13 protein-coding genes and 1 pseudogene are annotated in these 18,392 nt (G+C 48.2%); 10 read left to right on the forward strand and 4 right to left on the reverse strand.

What is annotated here, in order from left to right:
• The first annotated feature begins 11 nt into the window (after positions 1 to 11).
• The 10 genes and pseudogenes from JW883_07530 to JW883_07575 all read left to right on the forward strand — a co-directional run bounded on the left by JW883_07530 (position 12) and on the right by JW883_07575 (position 13,539).
• Positions 12 to 854 carry a polysaccharide deacetylase family protein gene (locus JW883_07530; GenBank protein ID MBN1842114.1) on the forward strand — a complete coding sequence of 281 codons (843 nt, stop codon included), beginning with the start codon at positions 12 to 14 and terminating at the stop codon, positions 852 to 854.
• A gap of 399 nt (positions 855 to 1,253) precedes the next feature.
• The gene (locus tag JW883_07535) at positions 1,254 to 2,945 is read left to right on the forward strand and encodes a hypothetical protein (GenBank protein ID MBN1842115.1); all 1,692 of its coding nucleotides are present in this window, start codon (positions 1,254 to 1,256) and stop codon (positions 2,943 to 2,945) included.
• A gap of 67 nt (positions 2,946 to 3,012) precedes the next feature.
• Positions 3,013 to 4,686: an alkaline phosphatase family protein gene (locus JW883_07540; protein ID MBN1842116.1), complete on the forward strand. Its 1,674-nt coding sequence runs from the start codon at positions 3,013 to 3,015 to the stop codon at positions 4,684 to 4,686.
• A 2-nt stretch (positions 4,687 to 4,688) separates the two neighbouring features.
• Entirely contained in the window at positions 4,689 to 5,456 is a 768-nt protein-coding gene (locus JW883_07545) for a WecB/TagA/CpsF family glycosyltransferase (protein ID MBN1842117.1), read from the forward strand.
• Positions 5,457 to 5,864: 408 nt separating this feature from the next.
• A complete protein-coding gene (locus JW883_07550) occupies positions 5,865 to 7,070 on the forward strand; it encodes a glycosyltransferase family 2 protein (protein MBN1842118.1) in 1,206 nt (401 codons plus the stop codon).
• 161 nt (positions 7,071 to 7,231) lie between these two features.
• Positions 7,232 to 7,618, forward strand: a pseudogene (locus JW883_07555) (GxxExxY protein).
• 63 nt (positions 7,619 to 7,681) lie between these two features.
• Positions 7,682 to 9,154: a radical SAM protein gene (locus JW883_07560; GenBank protein ID MBN1842119.1), complete on the forward strand. Its 1,473-nt coding sequence runs from the start codon at positions 7,682 to 7,684 to the stop codon at positions 9,152 to 9,154.
• A gap of 526 nt (positions 9,155 to 9,680) precedes the next feature.
• Entirely contained in the window at positions 9,681 to 10,652 is a 972-nt protein-coding gene (locus JW883_07565) for an SLBB domain-containing protein (GenBank protein MBN1842120.1), read from the forward strand.
• Positions 10,653 to 10,675: 23 nt separating this feature from the next.
• Positions 10,676 to 12,793, forward strand: a complete 2,118-nt coding sequence (locus JW883_07570; protein ID MBN1842121.1) for a polysaccharide biosynthesis tyrosine autokinase — start codon at positions 10,676 to 10,678, stop codon at positions 12,791 to 12,793.
• Entirely contained in the window at positions 12,790 to 13,539 is a 750-nt protein-coding gene (locus JW883_07575; protein MBN1842122.1) for a HEAT repeat domain-containing protein, read from the forward strand. The genes JW883_07570 and JW883_07575 overlap by 4 nt, the downstream gene beginning before the upstream one ends.
• A gap of 92 nt (positions 13,540 to 13,631) precedes the next feature.
• On the opposite strand, the gene JW883_07580 is transcribed toward JW883_07575, so the two are convergent.
• From JW883_07580 to JW883_07595, 4 genes are all read right to left on the reverse strand, one after another.
• Positions 13,632 to 15,482, reverse strand: coding sequence for a hypothetical protein (locus JW883_07580; GenBank protein ID MBN1842123.1), 1,851 nt, complete (start codon positions 15,480 to 15,482; stop codon positions 13,632 to 13,634).
• A 330-nt stretch (positions 15,483 to 15,812) separates the two neighbouring features.
• The gene (locus tag JW883_07585; GenBank protein MBN1842124.1) at positions 15,813 to 16,331 is read right to left on the reverse strand and encodes a hypothetical protein; all 519 of its coding nucleotides are present in this window, start codon (positions 16,329 to 16,331) and stop codon (positions 15,813 to 15,815) included.
• Between the two features lie 190 nt (positions 16,332 to 16,521).
• Positions 16,522 to 17,367, reverse strand: a complete 846-nt coding sequence (locus JW883_07590) for a hypothetical protein (protein MBN1842125.1) — start codon at positions 17,365 to 17,367, stop codon at positions 16,522 to 16,524.
• 8 nt (positions 17,368 to 17,375) lie between these two features.
• Positions 17,376 to 18,392 (reverse strand): putative metal-binding motif-containing protein (locus tag JW883_07595; GenBank protein MBN1842126.1); only part of this gene is annotated, 1,017 nt, incomplete at its 5' end.

Below are 18,392 nucleotides of genomic sequence, written 5' to 3' on the forward strand. Positions count from 1 at the left end.
ACATGAAGGAAATGGGACGGAGTATTGGTAAAGGCAAGAGATTCCTGTCGGCCGCATTGGTTCTTTGGGGACATCTGTATCCAAGGAGAGTAATCCCTGTCCTATTGTATCATTCTGTTGATGATTCAGGTTCCGTAATTTCCATTTCTCCAGAACAATTCAAAGCGCAGATGAGATACCTGAAATATGAAGGTTTTAGTACTATATCCTTGAAAGAGTACTTGAATTATTTGCTTGGCGACGAGCAACCTTCTGGGAAAAAGGTAGTTATTACCTTTGATGATGGATTTAAAAATAACTACACCGAAGCCTTCGCCGTGCTAAAGAAGTATCGATTTGCCGCCACAATCTTTATTTCCACAGAGCATATCGGGGGGACATGCTCCTGGGAGAGAGACAAGTCTATTCCGGAACTTCCCATGTTGACATGGGACGAAATAGAGGAGATGAGTGACTACGGTATTAATTTTGAGTCCCATGCCTGTGGCCACCGTTATCTGTCTAAACTCTCAGAAAATGAGGCAAGAGATGAACTAATGATGAGCAAATCGACCATAGAGAAAAGGACCGGGCGGCAAGTGGACTTCTTTTGTCATCCCTACGGGGATTGGAGCGAGCAAACAAAGCTGTTGGCAAAGGAATGCGGTTATAAGGGGGCTTTTACACGGCCGGGTTTCAGTTCTATGAGTTCTAAGGAAGATCTGTATGATTTGAAAAGAATTGGGACGGCGCAGTTTTCATGTTTGGAGGATTTTAAAGCCGGACTCTTGGGAACATATGATTGGTATGTGAAGTTTAAGGAATATTTGGGGATTAGGAGATTTAGGGATTTACAGATTTGGGATTGCGACTAGATGGTTCGAAAACATTGGACCTGTACGGATAGGTTTCGGTCTTGCAGTCCCATGAAAATCGTGCATTCACCGCAGGGACGCAAAGAGCGCAAAGGAAGTCAACCGCAGACGTTCGCAGACACCGCAGACTTTATGTCCGGCCGACCTGACCGGACATAAGGGGCCTATCCGCCTAGTGGCGGATATAAACCAATTATTAGAGCGACTTTGAAAGTGAACATAGCCTTGTTTTGGGGACCTCAGGATTTTTGATATGCCCGCAGGGCATGACTGTTAATGTCTCCGCAGGTCGCGGAGACATTAGTCTGCGGCTGTCGGCGAGAGTCTGCGGTTTCATAAGGGTTTTAGATAGATTAACCGCACAGCTTGAAAACATTGGAGGGGTTGGCTAGTACCGGTATGAAAAAGATTATTTGGATATCTCTTGTGTCTTCAGTATGTTTTTTATCTATGCATTGGTGTGCCCTAGCAGCGGAGATAGTAGTTGATTTTTCTGAGACACAGAGGGGGCCATTTAAGAACATTGCTGGGGGGATCAATTTCTGGGGGCAAAACAAGGCGCAGAAGCGTTTTATTGAAGAGGTTGGGACAGATCTTTACCGGTTGAAGGTCAGGTTGCACCGGGTCAAAAAAAGTGACGGCGGTTACACCAACTTTCCATGGCAAGGCGATGATTTGACTCTGGAAGATATGAAAACGATTGTCCGCAACATGAATGTGGCCAAAAAGAAGGGCTGCCAAATTATACTTCAGATATATGGGATACCCGCCTGGTTATCTGTTTCTAAAGACGGACAGGTTGTAACGAACAACCTGCCTAATTTTGCCAAGTATCCTCCGGAAGACTACGATGAGTGGAAAAGGCTAGTCTCCGCCACAATTCAGCAACTGGAAAAACTTGGGCTGACGCGGGTAGATTACTACGAGATTTTTGGCGAGCCCAACGCCGGATCCACATGGTATATGCAGATGATGCCTTGCAAAGAAAAAGGGGGAGCTATTGTCTACGACTGCCGGCCAAATGAACTCGGTCACAATGCCTTACAGGTAATGAAAGAATTCTTCAAGATTTATAAGTTCTCTGCAGCTGGAATTAGGCATGCCGACCCAGACGCAAAGATAGGTGGTATGGCTGTGATTCCTAACCCGAGCGGTATATGGTGGACACGGTTTTTCACTGAATACGTTCAGTCGCATACATTGCCATTGGATTTTTTTTCATGGCATTGGTACGGCGTTGATGAGGCGCTGTCACATATTCTGGGGAAAATAGGATCAAAAGAACTTAACGTAGCTCTGGTTCGCCGATTTTTCGAAGGGAAACTCAGGAAACAAGGTTTTGACGATCTGGATATAAACCGTATCATCGTTGATCTATATATTTACTTAAAAGATCTTAAAACGTTGACCAGCAAAGCCATTGCGTATCCCTACTCTTTTGTAAGCTCTCATCTCAAAAGAATTCTGAATCAGGAGGGGCTGGATTCAACAAAGTTGTTCTTGACTGAGTGGAATGTAAATCATGTTGCAGATAGCAGGCATGATACCCACTATGGAGCTTCATTCATAACAAGAGGGCTGATTGATATCACGGGTTCGAGTACTGAGGGCCAGAACCTGTACGTGCTGTCCAATCGAAGAGTATCTTATCATGATCAAGGATTTGGTGGTTTTTACGGACTGTTCAGGTCAGACAAGATAAGTAGTCCCAAGGCGAGTTTTAATGCCTTTAGACTATTTGCGATGATGGGAAATAGAGTAAAATCTACAAAGGTGCGAGTTTTCGGTGATGATATCTATGCAATTGCGACGCAGGATGGTGATAGTGCTTCACTGCTGCTGACCTATTATAAGATGGCCAAGCGTCCTGATTATGGCTTGGCTCAAGATGTGACGATAAGTATGGAGAATATTCCCTTTTCCGAGTACACGTACAAGGTCTACTTGATAGATAAGGACCATTCGAATAGTTACTATGGTTTCGGTCCGGAACTGGAGGTTGTTGAACAGGGCAATGGGAGTAGCGTTTTGAAAAAGAAAATCAATTTGCCCGTTTATGGTGTATGGATGATTCAACTTGAGCGGACCTAGAAAATGTGGTGGATAGCGCCTAAACGGCTTGAGAATATTAATCGACTAAGTGACAAGGACGGTGCTTGTGTCTGAGAACGGGAAAAGAAAAGTGGTGGTAATCGGTTTGGATGGGGCAACCCTTGATATTATCAGGCCCTTGGCCAACAGAGGGAGGCTGCCTAATCTGGCCAGGATAATGAAAGATGGCGTGCACGGCGAATTGGAATCGACCATACATCCTATCACTCCCCAGGCATGGACTAGCTTTTTAACGGGGAAGAAGGCAGGCAAACACGGTATTCTTGATTTCAGCCGTAGAAAGAAGGATTCCTATGATATTGAATTCGTTAACGCCAGTCTGAGGAAAACTGAGAGCATTTTCTCCATACTAAGCGGGGCTGGCAAGAAAGTGGGGGCAATAGCAATACCATTTACCTTCCCGCCCGAAAAGGTAAATGGCTTTATGCTTTCGGGCATGGACTCGCCAGGTGAAGACATCAGAGCCGTGTATCCCGATGCGCTTTACGATGAGATAAAGAAAGCATTTGGTCACTATCACATACATCTGGCTTCGCCTGTGGGACGAAGAATCGACCAGGCAAAATTCTGGAAGGACATCAAAACAGAAGATGAAAACAGGACACAGATTAGCAGATATCTGATGCAAAAATACTCCTGCGATCTCTTCATGACCGTCTACAATAACACAGATCGCGTTGCGCACCAACATCTCGACGAGTCTGTGTACAATAACATTCAAAATGGCAGAGGCATAGATGCAGAGGACCTATTGGTAAAGACCTATGAGAATACCGATTCCCATGTAGGCGCTCTCATTTCGGATTTGGGCGGAGATACATCCGTTATTATCATGTCAGACCACGGTTCGGGTCCGATAAAAAGAGTCTTTTTCCTGAACAGATGGTTGGAGGAAAACGGCTTTCTGGCATACAGAAAAGAGAAACAAGATGCGGTGAAAAGGGCTGTGCGTCAGGCTCGATTTCTTGCGAAGCGCTTCTTGCCACGGTCTGCAAAAAATTTCATTGAAGCAAGGTTCGGGGGGGTAAGAGACAAGGTCGAATCGATGTTATCTTTTTCAGACATTGACTGGGAAAAGACAAAGGCCTACGGCTTCGGCATGTATGGCAATATCTATGTGAACCTTAATGGCAGGGAACCAAATGGTGTTGTGGAGCCTGGCAGGCAATATGAGGATCTGCGCGATCAGATCATCGAGAAGCTCAAAAGCCTTAGAGATCCTGACACGGGGGAGAAAATTGTAGAAAAAGTATACAGGCGGGAGGATTTGTACGACGGGCCTCAAGTTGAGGATGCCCCGGATTTGCTGATCGGCTGGAATGATTATGCCTATTATACTTCAGTTACCCTGGGCAAGGAAAAGGGAGAGATTTTCGGTCCCCACATGAACATTGACTGCTCAGAGTATAAACACGTAGGTACTCACCGGCTCAACGGGACCTTTATGGCAATGGGACCTGACATAAAAAAAGGCATTGAGATCTGCGGTGCTGGGATATGTGATGTGGCGCCAACGATCCTTTATATGCTTGGTGAACCGATCCCCGATGATATGGACGGAAGGGTGTTTGCTGAGATATTCGAGGAGGATTTCTACAGGGACAATCCTCCCCAATACAGGCGCTCCGGACAGATTGAGAGGGCTGATGAGGTTGTTGCCTATTCAGACGAAGAGAGCCGGAATGTGGCGGAGAGGTTAAAGGGGTTGGGGTATCTATAGGCATGCCTTCCACGGTAAACAGAGACAAAGATTCCGTAGGTTTCATGGATGTTGATATAGCAATAGTCGATGAAAAGCAACTTTTTGACAGAATTATTCTTTTTGTCCGGCAGGAGAAACCGCGCAAGGTCCTGTACGTGAACGCCCACTGCATGGTGATATCAAGAAAAGATAAGGTGTATCGCAATATTTTAAATAACGCGCATTTGGTGTACGCAGACGGTATTAGCCTTGTATGGGGGGCCAGGCTGTTGGGTCATTACCTGCCTGGCCGGTTGACGGCCGCTGATTTTATGCCAAGGTTTTTCAGTCTTTTTGCAGAAGCGGGGCTCAGAGTCTACATGTTGGGGGCGCGTCCTGGTGTGGCAGAGACTGCGGCACAAAGGCTCAGGGAGGACAACCCTGGACTCGAGATTGTTGGCACACAACACGGATACTTCAAAGAACGGGAGTCCGAGAGAATAATTGAAGGGATCAACAGGGCCGACCCTCATATATTGATGGTCGGCATGGGGGTGCCTTATCAGGAGAAGTGGATCGATCAGCACTATGACGAGCTGAATGCTTCTGTGATCTGGGGGGTGGGGGCCTTGTTCGATTTCCTTTCAGGCAGGCTTGCGCGCGGACCTCAGTGGTTGTTGGCCAGTGGATTTGAGTGGCTTTGCAGGCTGGTGGCAGAGCCTAGGCGGCTGTGGCAGCGCTATCTTGTCGGGAATCTTTTGTTTGTCTGGTATGTCTTGCGCTGGAAGCTGGAGAACAAAAAGAGCTAACCGCAGACTTGCGCAGACGACGCAGACATTTTGTTCGGCCGACCCCAGTTTAAATAAGGCTACGCCATTTCACGGGGCAGGCCTGGCCGAACAAACAATGCCATCCGACTTTCGGCGGTGATGTCCTCAAGCCGCTGGGCGCAACTGGAAAATAATGGACACGAATGCGATGACTCACGCTATTAATGGCACTGCGTTTGAAGCAAATCTAATGCTCGGGCAAGCTTCCTTGCAGAATGATTCCTGATTTGCTCACATTGCCAACTGTCGGCTGAAAGGTCGAGGGAACGGCATGACAGTTATTAGGTGTGCCACAGGCCTGCCCCGATAAATGCACAGCATATTTGGCCGGGTTCGCCCAGCCACTCTAGTCTGGGTTAGTCGGCGTGTGTCTGCGGTTTCATAATAATGGTTGTATTCGATTATTTTTTCTGGATATCAGGCGGACTGCTCCTTGCGGTTATGGTTTACCTGTGGTTTCTGGCTGTTGTGAGTCTTATACCGGAAAGAACGGTCGCTATTACCAAAGAGTCTCAGACAAGATTTGCGATTTTGATTCCAGCGCATAATGAAGCGGCGGTTATAAGGGCCACTCTGGAGAGTGTGAAAACGTTAGATTACTCGGAGATGCTATATGACGTGATTGTCATTGCCGACAATTGCACGGATGAAACGGCCGAACTGGCCAGACAATATGAGGCTAGAGTGCTGGAGAGGAAAGACGAAAGAGAAAGGGGTAAAGGCTTTGCCCTACAGTGGGCTTTTGAAAGTCTGAAAGCAAGAGGAGATTTTGCCGGTTATGATGCCTTTGTTATCATAGATGCCGATACAGTATTTGATCCACTTTTTTTGGAGGCAATGAATAAGAGAATAGCAAAGGGCGAGATGGCCATTCAGGGGTATTATGACGTTAAAAATCCTGGAGCATCTCCCATGGCGAGTCTTTCATATCTCGGTTTTGCCTTGAGTCGAAACCTCAGGTACAAGGGCAGAACCAGCTTGGGTTGGTCCAGCAATCTTTTGGGGAACGGCATGTGTTTTTCAAAGGAGATCATAAGGCGGTTCGGGTGGGATGCCACCTCCATAGTGGAGGACATGGAGTATGCCGTGATGTTGCGCTTAAACGGCATAACGGTCTCTTTTGGGCCGGAGGCTCTGGTATTTGCTGAAATCCCCGATACATTTAAGGATTCGAAAATACAGCGCTCGCGCTGGGATATTGGTAGATTTCAGGTCAGAAACAGGTATCTTGTGCAGCTTATTAAAGAGGCTCTCAGAAAGAGGGACATAGGCTATTTGGACATGGCTATGGAGCTGCTCATTCCGCCCTTTTCACTATTTGTAGTACTTTGCCTCATATTATTCGGGCTATTTCTTAGCAGTTCTTTTACAGCAATCGATACACTTTCGACCATGTGGTTTACTATAATATTGATGCTCGTCACATACATACTGCTCGGCCTGGTTAAGGCCAAGACGGGCTGGAGAACGTATATAAACCTTGTGTATGCCCCTTTTTTCCTTATGTGGAGGGTGAAGACGGTAATATGGGGATACTTTGCCAAGGTTGGAAAACATTGGATAAAGACAGCAAGGAAGGATATTTTGAAATAACTGACCCCAGAGGCGCAGAGGAGATAAATTAACCGCAGACAGGCGCAGACTACCGCAGACTCTTTTGTTCGGTCGATCCGCCTTCGCTCAGCGAAGCTACGGGGGGACAGGCCTGGCCGGACAAAAAATGCCATCCGCCTGACGGCAGAATAAAAGAAAATATGGATGTCAACGACATTACCTATGCCATAAATGGAGCGGTGTTTGAGGTAAATCGGGTGCTTGGGCCAGGTTTTCTTGAGAAGGTGTATGAAAATGCCCTAATGGTTGAGTTGACAAAGCGAGGGCTCAAGGCTGAAAATTAGGTTCCGATAACAGTCTATTACAAAGGGAATGCGGTTGGCGAATATGTTGCGGATATGGTTGTCGAAGGGAAGGTCTTGATTGAACTGAAGACAGTTGAACAGCTTGACAGGATACATGAAGCACAGCTTCTGAACTACTTAAAGGCTACAGGGCTACAGGTTGGGCTGTTGGTCAATTTCAAGCACGAGAAAGCCGACATAAAGAGAATGGTCTTGAACCTGCCCGAAGGGCATGACTGTTAATGGCTGGCCAGGTCGGGCAGACATTAGTCTGCGTGTGTCTGCGGTTTTATAAAGGATTATTAGATGAAGGTATTTATTAGCTATCCACCTTTTCGAGACAAGGGAAGTCCCATGTGGACACAAAACAGGCAGTTTCAGTGGTACCATATGGGTTCTTTCATATATCCTCTTGTGCCCGCTATGGCAGCTACGTTACTGGACCGGGAAGGCTTTGAAGTAACGTGGGATGACGCCATTGCTGTAGGTGAGAGCTTGGAACAATTCACGAACAGGATCCATTCCGAAAAACCCGATCTGATAGTTTTTGAGACCAAAACGCCGATCATCAAGAGACTTTGGAGGCTGGCTGGAGACTTGAAAGGACAAGGTGTTGAATCAAAGCTGGTCATGGTTGGAGATCATGTCACAGCGAAGCCGGAAGAATCGTTGTTGGAGTCACCGGTTGATTATGTAATTACAGGGGGAAATTATGACATATCTTTACTCTCACTGGCCAAACACCTAAGAGATGGCGATGATCTTTCCCCCGGCATTTGGTATAGAAATGGAGATCAGGTAGAAAATACCGGGAAATTTAGGCTCGATTTTGACCTTAACAAACTTCCTTTTGTTGATAGAAGACTCACAAAGGCCCACCTTTATGGCGAGAAATGGAAGAAGCGCCTTCCCTTCATGTACACGATGGTGGGAAGAGATTGTCCGTGGGCCAAATGCACTTTTTGCTCGTGGACGACGCTATATCCTCGCTTTAAAACGAGAAGCCCCGACAGCCTTTTAGATGAGATTGGCTACCTGATTGATGAGTTTGGGACAAAAGAGATTTTTGATGACACCGGCACTTTTCCAGGAGGAAATTGGCTCAGGACCTTTTGTAAGGGGATGATTGAAAGAGGCTATCACAAAGAGATTTTGTTTTCCTGCAACATGAGATTTGACTATATGCTCGACCCGTCCATGCCGGCACTGATGAAGGAGGCCGGTTTCAGGAAGGTGAAATCGGGCCTTGAGTCTGCCAGTGACGAGACACTTGCCAAGATAAGAAAAGGATACGGGGTAAAAGAGATTATAAGAGGATGCCAGAATGCTGCCAGGGCAGGAATAGACGTGCATCTCACAGTGATTATCGGTTATCCGTGGGAAACAAGAGAAGATGCACAACGGACACTAGAGTTGGCCAGGCAACTCATGGCCGACGGAGACGCAGAGATGCTTCAGGCCACAACTCTTGTACCTTATCCTGGAACACCGCTTTACAAGTATGCGGTAGACAATAATCTATTCAGATTTGACCCAACGGATTACGATCGTTTTGACATGACCGAAGCGGTACTCAAGACGCCCGACATGACACCGGAAGAGGTGACTCACATGTGCCAGGGCGTTTATCGGTCCTTTCTCGCGCCCAGGTTTATTTTAAGACAGATTATGAACGCACGCTCATGGGAGGATGTGGAATATTTACTCAGGGGAGTAAAAGCGGTAGTCGGGCACTTGAGGGATTTTGGAAGGGTAAGAAGTAGAAAGACAGTTCGGTGATGAGGAGTGAAGTTGTCATAACAAAGTCCCCACGTTCGTCTCAGCTTTCATATGTTCTTTTTGTCGAACGATCATCTCGCAAAGCCTATCCGTCTGTGAAACGGATAGAGCCTTTAGACTCATACTTTGTTTAGCCCTCATGCGCTCAAATTCAGGGACAATAAAGTCCTGAAGAAGAGACCTTGTGGTTTTCTTTCGCTAAGGGACGATATACACCAGGCCTGTTTTTCACATGATAGAACAAATATGGCATGAAATGTGCTATTTGTAAGAACTTCGGTAGCCCAGTGTGTTTTTCCTTCATTAAACGCTCTGGCAGCAGACATCATCGGCTTGGAAGAGCCGGGGACCGGTCGAGGATCAAAACGTTAATGTTTATCGAAGCGGGTACCGATTTAGAAAAAAATATACCCAAGAGAACAACATGAAGAAATATGGGTCATTTCCCCATTTAGCCTTATTCTTCTTTTCTTTGATTTTCTGTCTTGCCCACTCAGGCTGCGGACGTTCTGTGGATCGGACCGCCGTGAAAAAGACAAACTCGCCCCCAAGCGCTTCCAGGGCCAGTTCGGTCAATATGGTCAAGCAAGACCTTTCCATGGCGAAAAGACTGAGGCAGCGCCAACCCTCGGAATACATAATTGGACCGGAAGATGTGGTGGAGATTTCCGTATACGGGCACGATGATCTGAGGATGGAAGCCACCGTCAGTTCCACAGGCAAGATTTCATATTACCTTGCCGGGGACATTGACGCAGCCGGATTGACTCGATTTCAGTTGAGGGACAACATTAAAAACAAACTGGCCACGTACGTAAAGGATCCTCACGTGATTGTGCGAGTCAGCCAATACCGAAGCCACAAGGTCTTTGTTTTAGGTGAAGTGCGAAAGCCCGGGGTATACCGTATGAGAAACGACATTACGCTAGTTGAAGCTATCTCTGCGGCCGGTGGCGTAGGTCCTGACGCCTACCTGAGCGGGGCCTACGTGGTCAGGGACGGGAAAATTTTGTTGATCAATTTTTACAAGCTGATCGAAAAGGGAAATACCGAAGAAAACATACCGCTCACATCCGGTGACGTTGTCTATATCCCTGATGATAAAGAGCAAAGAGTGTTTGTGCTTGGCGAGGTGAACAAACAGGCCGCCATACGAATGCGGGACAGGATGAGCCTGTTTGAGGCCGTTGCCGAGGCCGGAGGCTTCACACGGGATGCCAGAAAGGATTCCATTGTAGTGATGAGGGGAAACCTCAGCGAGCCTGAAGTAATGCAGATAAATGCTGAAGATATGAACCTTAGCGCCAATATCGTCTTGGAGCGCGGTGATATCATTTATGTTGCCAGCACTACGTTTGCCAATGTGGAACGAATCGCTGTGAGGATCTCCAACATCTTGCGGCCGTTTCTGGATGTGGCCCGAGGCATCATTTTACACGACGCCACAGTGGATGTTTTGGAGGGAGACACGAGACAGCCGAGTGTGGTCGTGCCCTAGAAGGGATTGAGGGAAAAAGGCGGATGGGGCTGACGAGGATTGGGGAAATCGTCTTAAGAAGAAGACGGATCATCGGGCAGACTTTATTACTCGTGATCCTTGTGGTGGTGGTGGGAAGTTACTTGGCTACGCCAATCTACGAGTCTTCTGCTAAGATATTGATTAAAAAGACGGAGAAAGAGCATGTTGCTGCTGTAAGCGGCAGTTCCATTCGTGGTTCCGAAGTCCCTATCACCAGGCGTGAAGTAGACGTCAACAAGGTCCTTGCTGTTTCGAGTCCGTATATCGACGGCATGGCCTTCAAACTTCAGTTAAGGGATGGGCAAGGCAATCTGATTAAGGCATGCCAGATGACAAGACGTGGGATATTTGCCGCCATCAAAGAAAGGCTGTTTTGCGAGCCAGGGATCGGTATTGACCAGTATCAACAAACGGATGTCTTGGAAATCACAGCGACATCTCCGGATGCAGAACAGGCGATGTTTATGGCGAATACCCTTGCTGAGATCATGGTCGATCAAAGCCAGGCTCAAGTTAGGGATGAATACAGGAATGCCAGGGATTATCTGGAGGATCAGATACACAACATAAGGCAAGACTACAACAAGGGCCTTCAAAAGATGGCTGTTTTCAAAAAACAACACCAGACCATTGACCTGAAGACAGAGACAAGACTGGCGGCTGAAAACATGGCCGATCTACTGAAAGAAAAGCAAGACAATGTCATCAGTCTGGCTCAGGCCAGTGCCAAGCTAAGAAGCCTAAAAGACCACCTTGAAAAACAGAGTCCCGAGTTCGTATCGACGACCACGTTGCAGGAAAACCCCCATATTAAGGTTCTTAAGAGGAAGCTCACAGAACTCAGACTGGAGTTTGCACAGGTCAGCAGCGAACTGACTGAAAGGCACCCAAAGGTTCAGGCCATAAAGCAGCGAATGAACAAAGCTGAGTCGGAACTGAAAAGTGAAATAGCGGTATATCGATCCTCAGCGCCGGAACTTTTGGCGCTTTACGGAGAGATACGTGCACTGGAGGCCCGCCTGGAAGGGATAAATACGCAGATTGACAAGGACTCTAAGTCCATTGAGGGACTACCTGATATGGAATTCGAGCAGGCGAATTTTGATATGGAGTTTAAGGCGATGCCGAAGGTTTACAGCTCACTCTTGGATTACTTATATCAAAATGGGATGGCTAAAGCTACAACGCTTTCCAAGATTAGGGTGATAGAGACGGCAGCGAAGCCCCTTTCGCCTGTATGGCCAAACAAACCCGCAAATGCCGCTGCAGGAGTGATCTTTGGACTGGTCCTTGGGTTGTGCCTTGCCTTCATCAGAGAATATCTGGATGACACTATCAAGACGGCGAGGGACGTAAAGTTGCTCAGGTCATCGGCATTGATCGGCGTTGTGCCAAGGCTGAAGGCAGAAGAGACGCCTTTGATTGCAGGCAGAGATGCAAATGATTCCCTTTGCGAATCCTATCGAATGATCCGGACTCACCTTCATCTTATCGAATATGTCGAAGAGAGGCGTCTCCACAGCGTATTGATCACCTCGGCCGGTCCGGGAGAAGGCAAATCAACCATGGTTGCGAATCTCGGAGTTTCTGTTGCACGTGAAGAAAAAAGGGTACTCATTGTGGACATGGATTTGAGGAGGCCAAGGCTACACACATATTTTGACGTCCCAAATGATGCGGGAGTGGTTGACGTGTTGAAAAGCACTTGTTCTTTTGACAAGGCCATTCAGCAGACAGGGATTCCCGGTCTGAGTATCATGCCCAGCGGTCCTGAGTATCATGACCCGGGGGCATTGATAGAATCAGATGAGGCGGGTGAGTTGATATCAAAGATGCGGGCGTACTTCAATTTTGTCATTCTTGATACAGCCCCGTTGCTTGTGAAAAGCGATGCCCTGGCGCTGGCCCGATATGTGGAAGGTGTTGTTGGCGTACTTGAGAGTGAAAAGACGACGCGTCGTGCTTTCTGTGAATTAGGGGATATCCTTACAAAGGCCAATATCATGCCACTCGGTTTTGTGCTGAACAGATACCCTGTCCAAAAGGGGAAATATTTATATCATAGATCTTATCGCGGCCATTATGGCCGACAATTGTCAACGAGTACGGGCAGTATATGAACGTGAAGTGTGAAAGACAATCTGCCACTGTGAGAGTAATATCGGTTTTCTTTGCATCAGTATTATTGATAGTGGTCTCAGGCTGCGGGAACGTTACCGATCAAGACCTGGCAGATCTCCAGAGTTCCAATGCCGTTGTGAGGAAAGATGCTATTGACAGGATTTCTCAAGGGAGGGCATTTTCCTTTCCTTTAGTTAGTAGCCTTGTAGACGCCAGGCACAAGGAAGAGGCTGTCAGGATCATGATGGAATTATTGTGCAGCGGAGATGAGTCAAAGGATATGCAGTTGAATATACTCGCCCGCTTGGGGGAATTAGGAGGAGAGGTGGAGGTACCGTCTTTCCCCTTGATTGAAAAGCTTAAAGACAAAGACCCGGAGATTCGTAACGCGGTCATAAGCACCCTGGCAAAATTGAAGGCCAGGGCGGCATCAAAGCCCCTCGTTGATTTGCTGGAGCAAGAGACCGGGAAATATACGATCATATGGGCTCTTGGTGAGATCGGAGACCCTGATGCGGTTAAGACTCTTAACCGGTTGTTGGCCAGTGATGACAAATACGTAAAGTATAACGCTCAGCAGGCCTTGGCAAAGATTGCGAAAAGTGAAGGCGAAAATGCTTCGGCCAAACTTGAAGTAAAGAATTTGCCTGCTATTATCAAGATGGCCTTCAGAAAATATCAACAAACAATGATGGTTATGTTTGCGAAAATGAGAGGAGTTAAAAAGGGCTGGGCTGGAACTTAGAGTGGCGGGATTGCTATTGTTGTGTGAACTGTAGAAAAGGCGGAGCCGATGTCGACTCCGCCTTTGTTGTTTAGACTTTTTTCCTCAAGCAGTTACGGAAGGTCCGCAGTGCTGAAGTCCCAGGTCATTTCATCTTGGTCCAGCAACGTGCCGCCCTGCGTATCATAAACGTAAATACGCATTAGGACTTTTGCCGGGCTACCGTCCCCGGCAGTTGCGGGAATGGCGCCCTGCCACTGGACCTCAAAGGTCCCCGAACCGACTGTCCCCTGTTTGTTAAGGGGAAAAGACCAGTCCGGTCCGGACATGGACACGCTGTTGCCGACTGCCGAGTTCGTTATCTGCACGAAGTATGGGCCTGATGTGCCGCCCAGCGTAAAAGAGGCATGAACACGGAAAGCTTCCGGCGGACTTATATCAAACTCTTTCTTCGTCACGTCGCTTGTATTGGTGGTCCACACGGCATCCAGGGTAATACCCTGCGGCCCTTGCGGATTTCGGAACCACGTTAAGCGGCCGGTCGGATGGCAACCGGAGCATACATTATTGACAGATGCATTTGGGATTAACCCGCATATCAGACTTCCATACCGACTTTCGCCAAACACTGTGGTCTCTGTTGTTCCATCGGCCTTGTACCAGTAAAAATCCAAGGCCGGCACCTTGTCTGAGGTCCCAGGCGTGCTCATAAGCTCTCCATGGCGGATCATGGCCGGATTGGGTGGCCCGTGAACATTATGACAGTTGACACATGTCATGGCAGAATCTTGACAAGCACCGCTCGTGCAACCAACGCCGTCAAAGTCCGAGTCTGAAGCGATCCAGGCCGGCCACCAATTGAGATGCATTTCGTGGTATTGCTGGCCCGTCCCGTCGTCCCGAAAGTTGCTGTCATTACCTGTGATGTCTGTATAGAGGTGGCAGTTTGTACAGAGCCTGAAGGCGACCGGATGAACTTCACCGTTTCTGGGCACAGCCATGTCTTCATTCAGGCGATAGCCGGTTCGATAGTTGTTTTGTGAAGCAGAGGCGGAATAAGTTCTGGCTTCGCCATCCGTATGGAGCACACTCAGGTCATGGCAGTCTTCGCACACAACGTCGTAGTTCCCATGGCCAGTGTGGTTGTAGCCCCATGAGCTGTTATTGCCTGTCACGCTGGGAGCGTCAGCGCCATAGACCACGGACGTCCCGTCGTCATGACAGGTGGCACACCAATTTTCATTCCCCGGTTGCAGGTCTGTTCCGTTTTCCTCGTAGACCGCATTTTCCCACTTTGCTTTAGCCTCTGCAGACCCGTCAAAGGCGCCACTTGGACTGTGGCAGGGGTCGCAGACTGTTGTGGTGGCTTTGGGCTGATCGTCGATGAACAGACTGAAGTTGCCCGATTTATGGCATTGAATGCAGGCGTCTGTGCCATACTGAATGTCAAAGCGAGGCCCTTTCAGATCGCTCAAATGAGTGGCATGCGACTGTGGTCCTACCAAAGTGGGTTCGAAGTAATTCTCCATGTCATCCTTAAAGTGGGGATGACAGGTGGTGCAGTGTTCCCCGGCATAATGGCGAGGATTTAGGGGATCTCCGATATTATTATGATAAATGGTTGTTGTGTGGCATACCTCACAGGGCCCGTCGAGATCGCTGTTATTGCCGTCTGCCAGGGTTCCGTCTGCCGGCAGTGGGAGATCATCGGTCTTCGTGTAGGTGACGCCTGTAAACTCCACCAGGCCGCCTACCGGCCAATCGATGGACGATTTTACCCACCGGAGATTTCCTGTGCCAGCATACTCGCCGCTGATAAAATCGTGGCAGACGTCACACCCTCCCAGGTAGGTTCCAGGAATGCCATAGTGCCCAATGGCGTGTGCATTAGACAAACCCATCGGGATTGACAATAACAGGGCCAAAAAAGCGTAACTTATCACGAAAACCGCTTTTTTCATCATTTCCTCCCTCTTTTCATGCTCATGTGCACTGTGTCACGGACATGTAGCACCATTGGCCGAGACATAAAAGATTTTGAACACTCATTTTCTAACTTTAAAGGTCAGGCTAACAAACCGAAAACGCTACTGCAAAACTTTCCTTATTACTAAATACCACGCAACAGAACCTCAACGCAACGGCCTAAAATGATTGCGACAAAAAAAGCCGAAATCTCCTTGTCCCTAGTTTGAGATCCCAAAAAAGGAAAAAGAAATATCTGCAATTTAAGTATGTTAGACATATGACATTGCGACTGCAAGAAGCATATCTCATATAAGGGTCTTAATGTCCTATGGTAATGGCCTTACAACAACTTGCTCCAATACCGTGTTTGTTTCAGTAGCGCTTGGTAACTCGCCCGTGGGGAGCCATTTTACCCAAACTTTTGCACCAATCGTTTTATTCCCCTCACCGCTGACCAGGAAATAGGCGCTGGTGCTGTAAGTCCCGTCGGAACGGAGTGTCCAAGTTCTCGGAGCGGTTTGATAGCCCAGCCCGCCGAATACAATTTGTATTTGTATGGGCAGAGGCATATCTGAAGTTACCGTCAGTGTTGCCTCAATCTTTACTATATCATAAAGATCAAGCTGTTCCTGTTGATCCCCAACACCATCGAACACGGGGAGCTCCACTCTTCCCGGTATATCCGGGCTTTCCCCAAGCACGCTAACCTCTGTGTCAATGATTAGCATGGTCTCCAAGTCGGGATCCGTCCATTCCGCGCTGGCCGGAGCCACAAGAAAGAGGGTTATACCCAAACAAACAAACAAGCACCACAAAAAGCCTTTAGCTGTCTTGATCTTTTGCACGTCGTTTCCCTTCCTTTGTTTTTAAGGTTCTGAAGATTATTAATTATTCACCGGACCAAAACCGAAGCAGGCCCACTCATAAACAGTCTTCCCCTTGATATCTGGGCCACTAGTTTTTTTCTAACTAGGCTGTTTTCACCTCCTTTCTGCCGTCTGCGGAACTATTTGTATTCTCAGTTCATACGCTTGGTCAAATCGTTTGGGTGGGTCTCACTACTCTTTCTTCATGTGCATCAAGGCTGTAGTTTCCGGCCTTAATGGGCCAATATAGAAGCGTGCTATTGTACGTCGGATCCGGGCCGACGGTCTTCATGGTCTGCATGACGGCCACGTTGACGGAACGATTTTCGTCCAGAAGCTGTCTTAAGAGATGCATTGTCGCCCTGTCCGTATGGGAAGCTGAGACCGACCCATTCCAGCCTATATAAGCTCGTGCTCCTTTTTGTACGAACGCACTGGCAGCGCATTTTTTGACACCAGTGCACCCCATCATGAGAACAACCGCACCATCAAAAGAGCCCTTCATGTTAAACCGGACAAACTTGTCAGTAATAACCAGGTATTTGGGATCTCCTTTTTTGTACGGCGTGAGGTATCCGGAGGCTACCCGATTGCGGAGCTGCTCATAAACGTATCGGTGTTTTGTGTAGGGTTCTGACGTAAACATTGCCAGAGATAAATATTGAGGGATGTAGGCAGAATGGACCCTGAGGATGATCAACTTGTATCCATGAGTTGGAAGGTTTCTGTATAATTCCACCGTCACGTCCCCGCCTTTGAAGTAGTCCACCTTGTATCCCGCGCCTTCCAATATGGCCGTGCATTCCTTGACAAAGGCAGGGTTGGGCCACGAAGTGCTCAAATGGTCAACAATCGCAGCCTTTGAGGGATTCTCTTGGCTGCTGCTGGCTAGGCAAGCTGAATTTGATGGGCGAAAAAGAAGCAAAGCCACAAAACACACGAGGCTCGTGCCGATGATCCTCCATCTCGGCTTTTTGTAATGTGCCGATATAATGTCTTGCTTATCTTTCTTCACGGCTCCTTTTACAAAGTCCGTCGTTTTTTCCTCCATACAATAATCGACATCGCAATCCCTGCCAGCAACATAAACCGGCCGAGGAGAGAAGAGACCAAGTCCAACTTATTCACCGGCAAACCAACACCGCCAACGCCTCCCGTACTGGCACCGAGGGGAGTGGGATAATACAAATGGAGGGTTGGGTCCGTGTTCAGGTTAATGGGATTTCCCGCGGCATCCTGCCCAGTCCATAGAATATCCAGTGAATAGTCCCCTGGTTGGCTCCCGGCACCCACATTGAAACACGGGTAAAAGACAGTGCGGGTCTGTCCTGCAGGGACTGTCATATTTCCAGGCAGGAGTGTCGTTTGGACATCTGACGGTGCCGTCTGATGCCAAGAGATGTCTTGAGATACCTGAACATCATGAGGTCCTGGGTTTTCAATCTGTATCCTAAAGCACTTGTATCCTGGAATATTGACGCTGATGGTCTTTGCCAGCGCGACAGCAGTGGGGAGACAGGCCGCCTTGCCTGCGCAATCGGTATCCTCGCAGTTCAAGTCTCCGTCGCAGTCGTTGTCTTGGCCGTCATCACAGATTTCAGTAGCTCCTGGGTGGACCGACGCGTCATTGTCATTGCAGTCAACCGGTCCGCAAATGCCCCCTTGAAAATAGTAGCCGTCGCCGTCATTGTCCGTACAGGTGAGGCAGACCGGGTTTCCCGAGCAGTCAGAATCATCGCAGTTGATGTCTCCGTCGCAGTCATTGTCTACCAGGTCATCACAGATCTCAATAGCGCCTGGGTGAACTAACGGGTCATTGTCATTGCAGTCCGTGGCGATGGGATACCCGTCACCGTCAAAATCGTCGTCCAAGGTGGTGAGGTTGCAGTCGTCGTCTTTGCCGTTGTACGGAACTTCTGTAGCGCCTGGGTGGACGCTGGAATCCGTATCGTTGCAGTCGGTTTGAGGTCCATTCGGACAGGAAGTCACACCTGGGTTCCCGTAACCATCCTTATCATTGTCCTGACAGACGGGGGGACA

The sequence above is a fragment of the Deltaproteobacteria bacterium genome, from assembly GCA_016930875.1.
Taxonomy (GTDB): Bacteria; Desulfobacterota; Desulfobacteria; order Desulfobacterales.

Excerpts from the sequence above, each read along its gene's own strand:
- JW883_07530 (MBN1842114.1), top strand. The coding sequence starts at position 12 with ATGGGACGGAGTATTGGTAAAGGCAAGAGATTCCTGTCGGCCGCATTG.
- JW883_07535 (MBN1842115.1), top strand. The coding sequence starts at position 1,254 with ATGAAAAAGATTATTTGGATATCTCTTGTGTCTTCAGTATGTTTTTTA.
- JW883_07545 (MBN1842117.1), top strand. The coding sequence starts at position 4,689 with ATGCCTTCCACGGTAAACAGAGACAAAGATTCCGTAGGTTTCATGGAT.
- JW883_07550 (MBN1842118.1), top strand. The coding sequence starts at position 5,865 with ATGGTTGTATTCGATTATTTTTTCTGGATATCAGGCGGACTGCTCCTT.
- JW883_07560 (MBN1842119.1), top strand. The coding sequence starts at position 7,682 with ATGAAGGTATTTATTAGCTATCCACCTTTTCGAGACAAGGGAAGTCCC.
- JW883_07570 (MBN1842121.1), top strand. The coding sequence starts at position 10,676 with ATGGGGCTGACGAGGATTGGGGAAATCGTCTTAAGAAGAAGACGGATC.
- JW883_07575 (MBN1842122.1), top strand. The coding sequence starts at position 12,790 with ATGAACGTGAAGTGTGAAAGACAATCTGCCACTGTGAGAGTAATATCG.
- JW883_07580 (MBN1842123.1), bottom strand. The coding sequence starts at position 15,482 with ATGATGAAAAAAGCGGTTTTCGTGATAAGTTACGCTTTTTTGGCCCTG.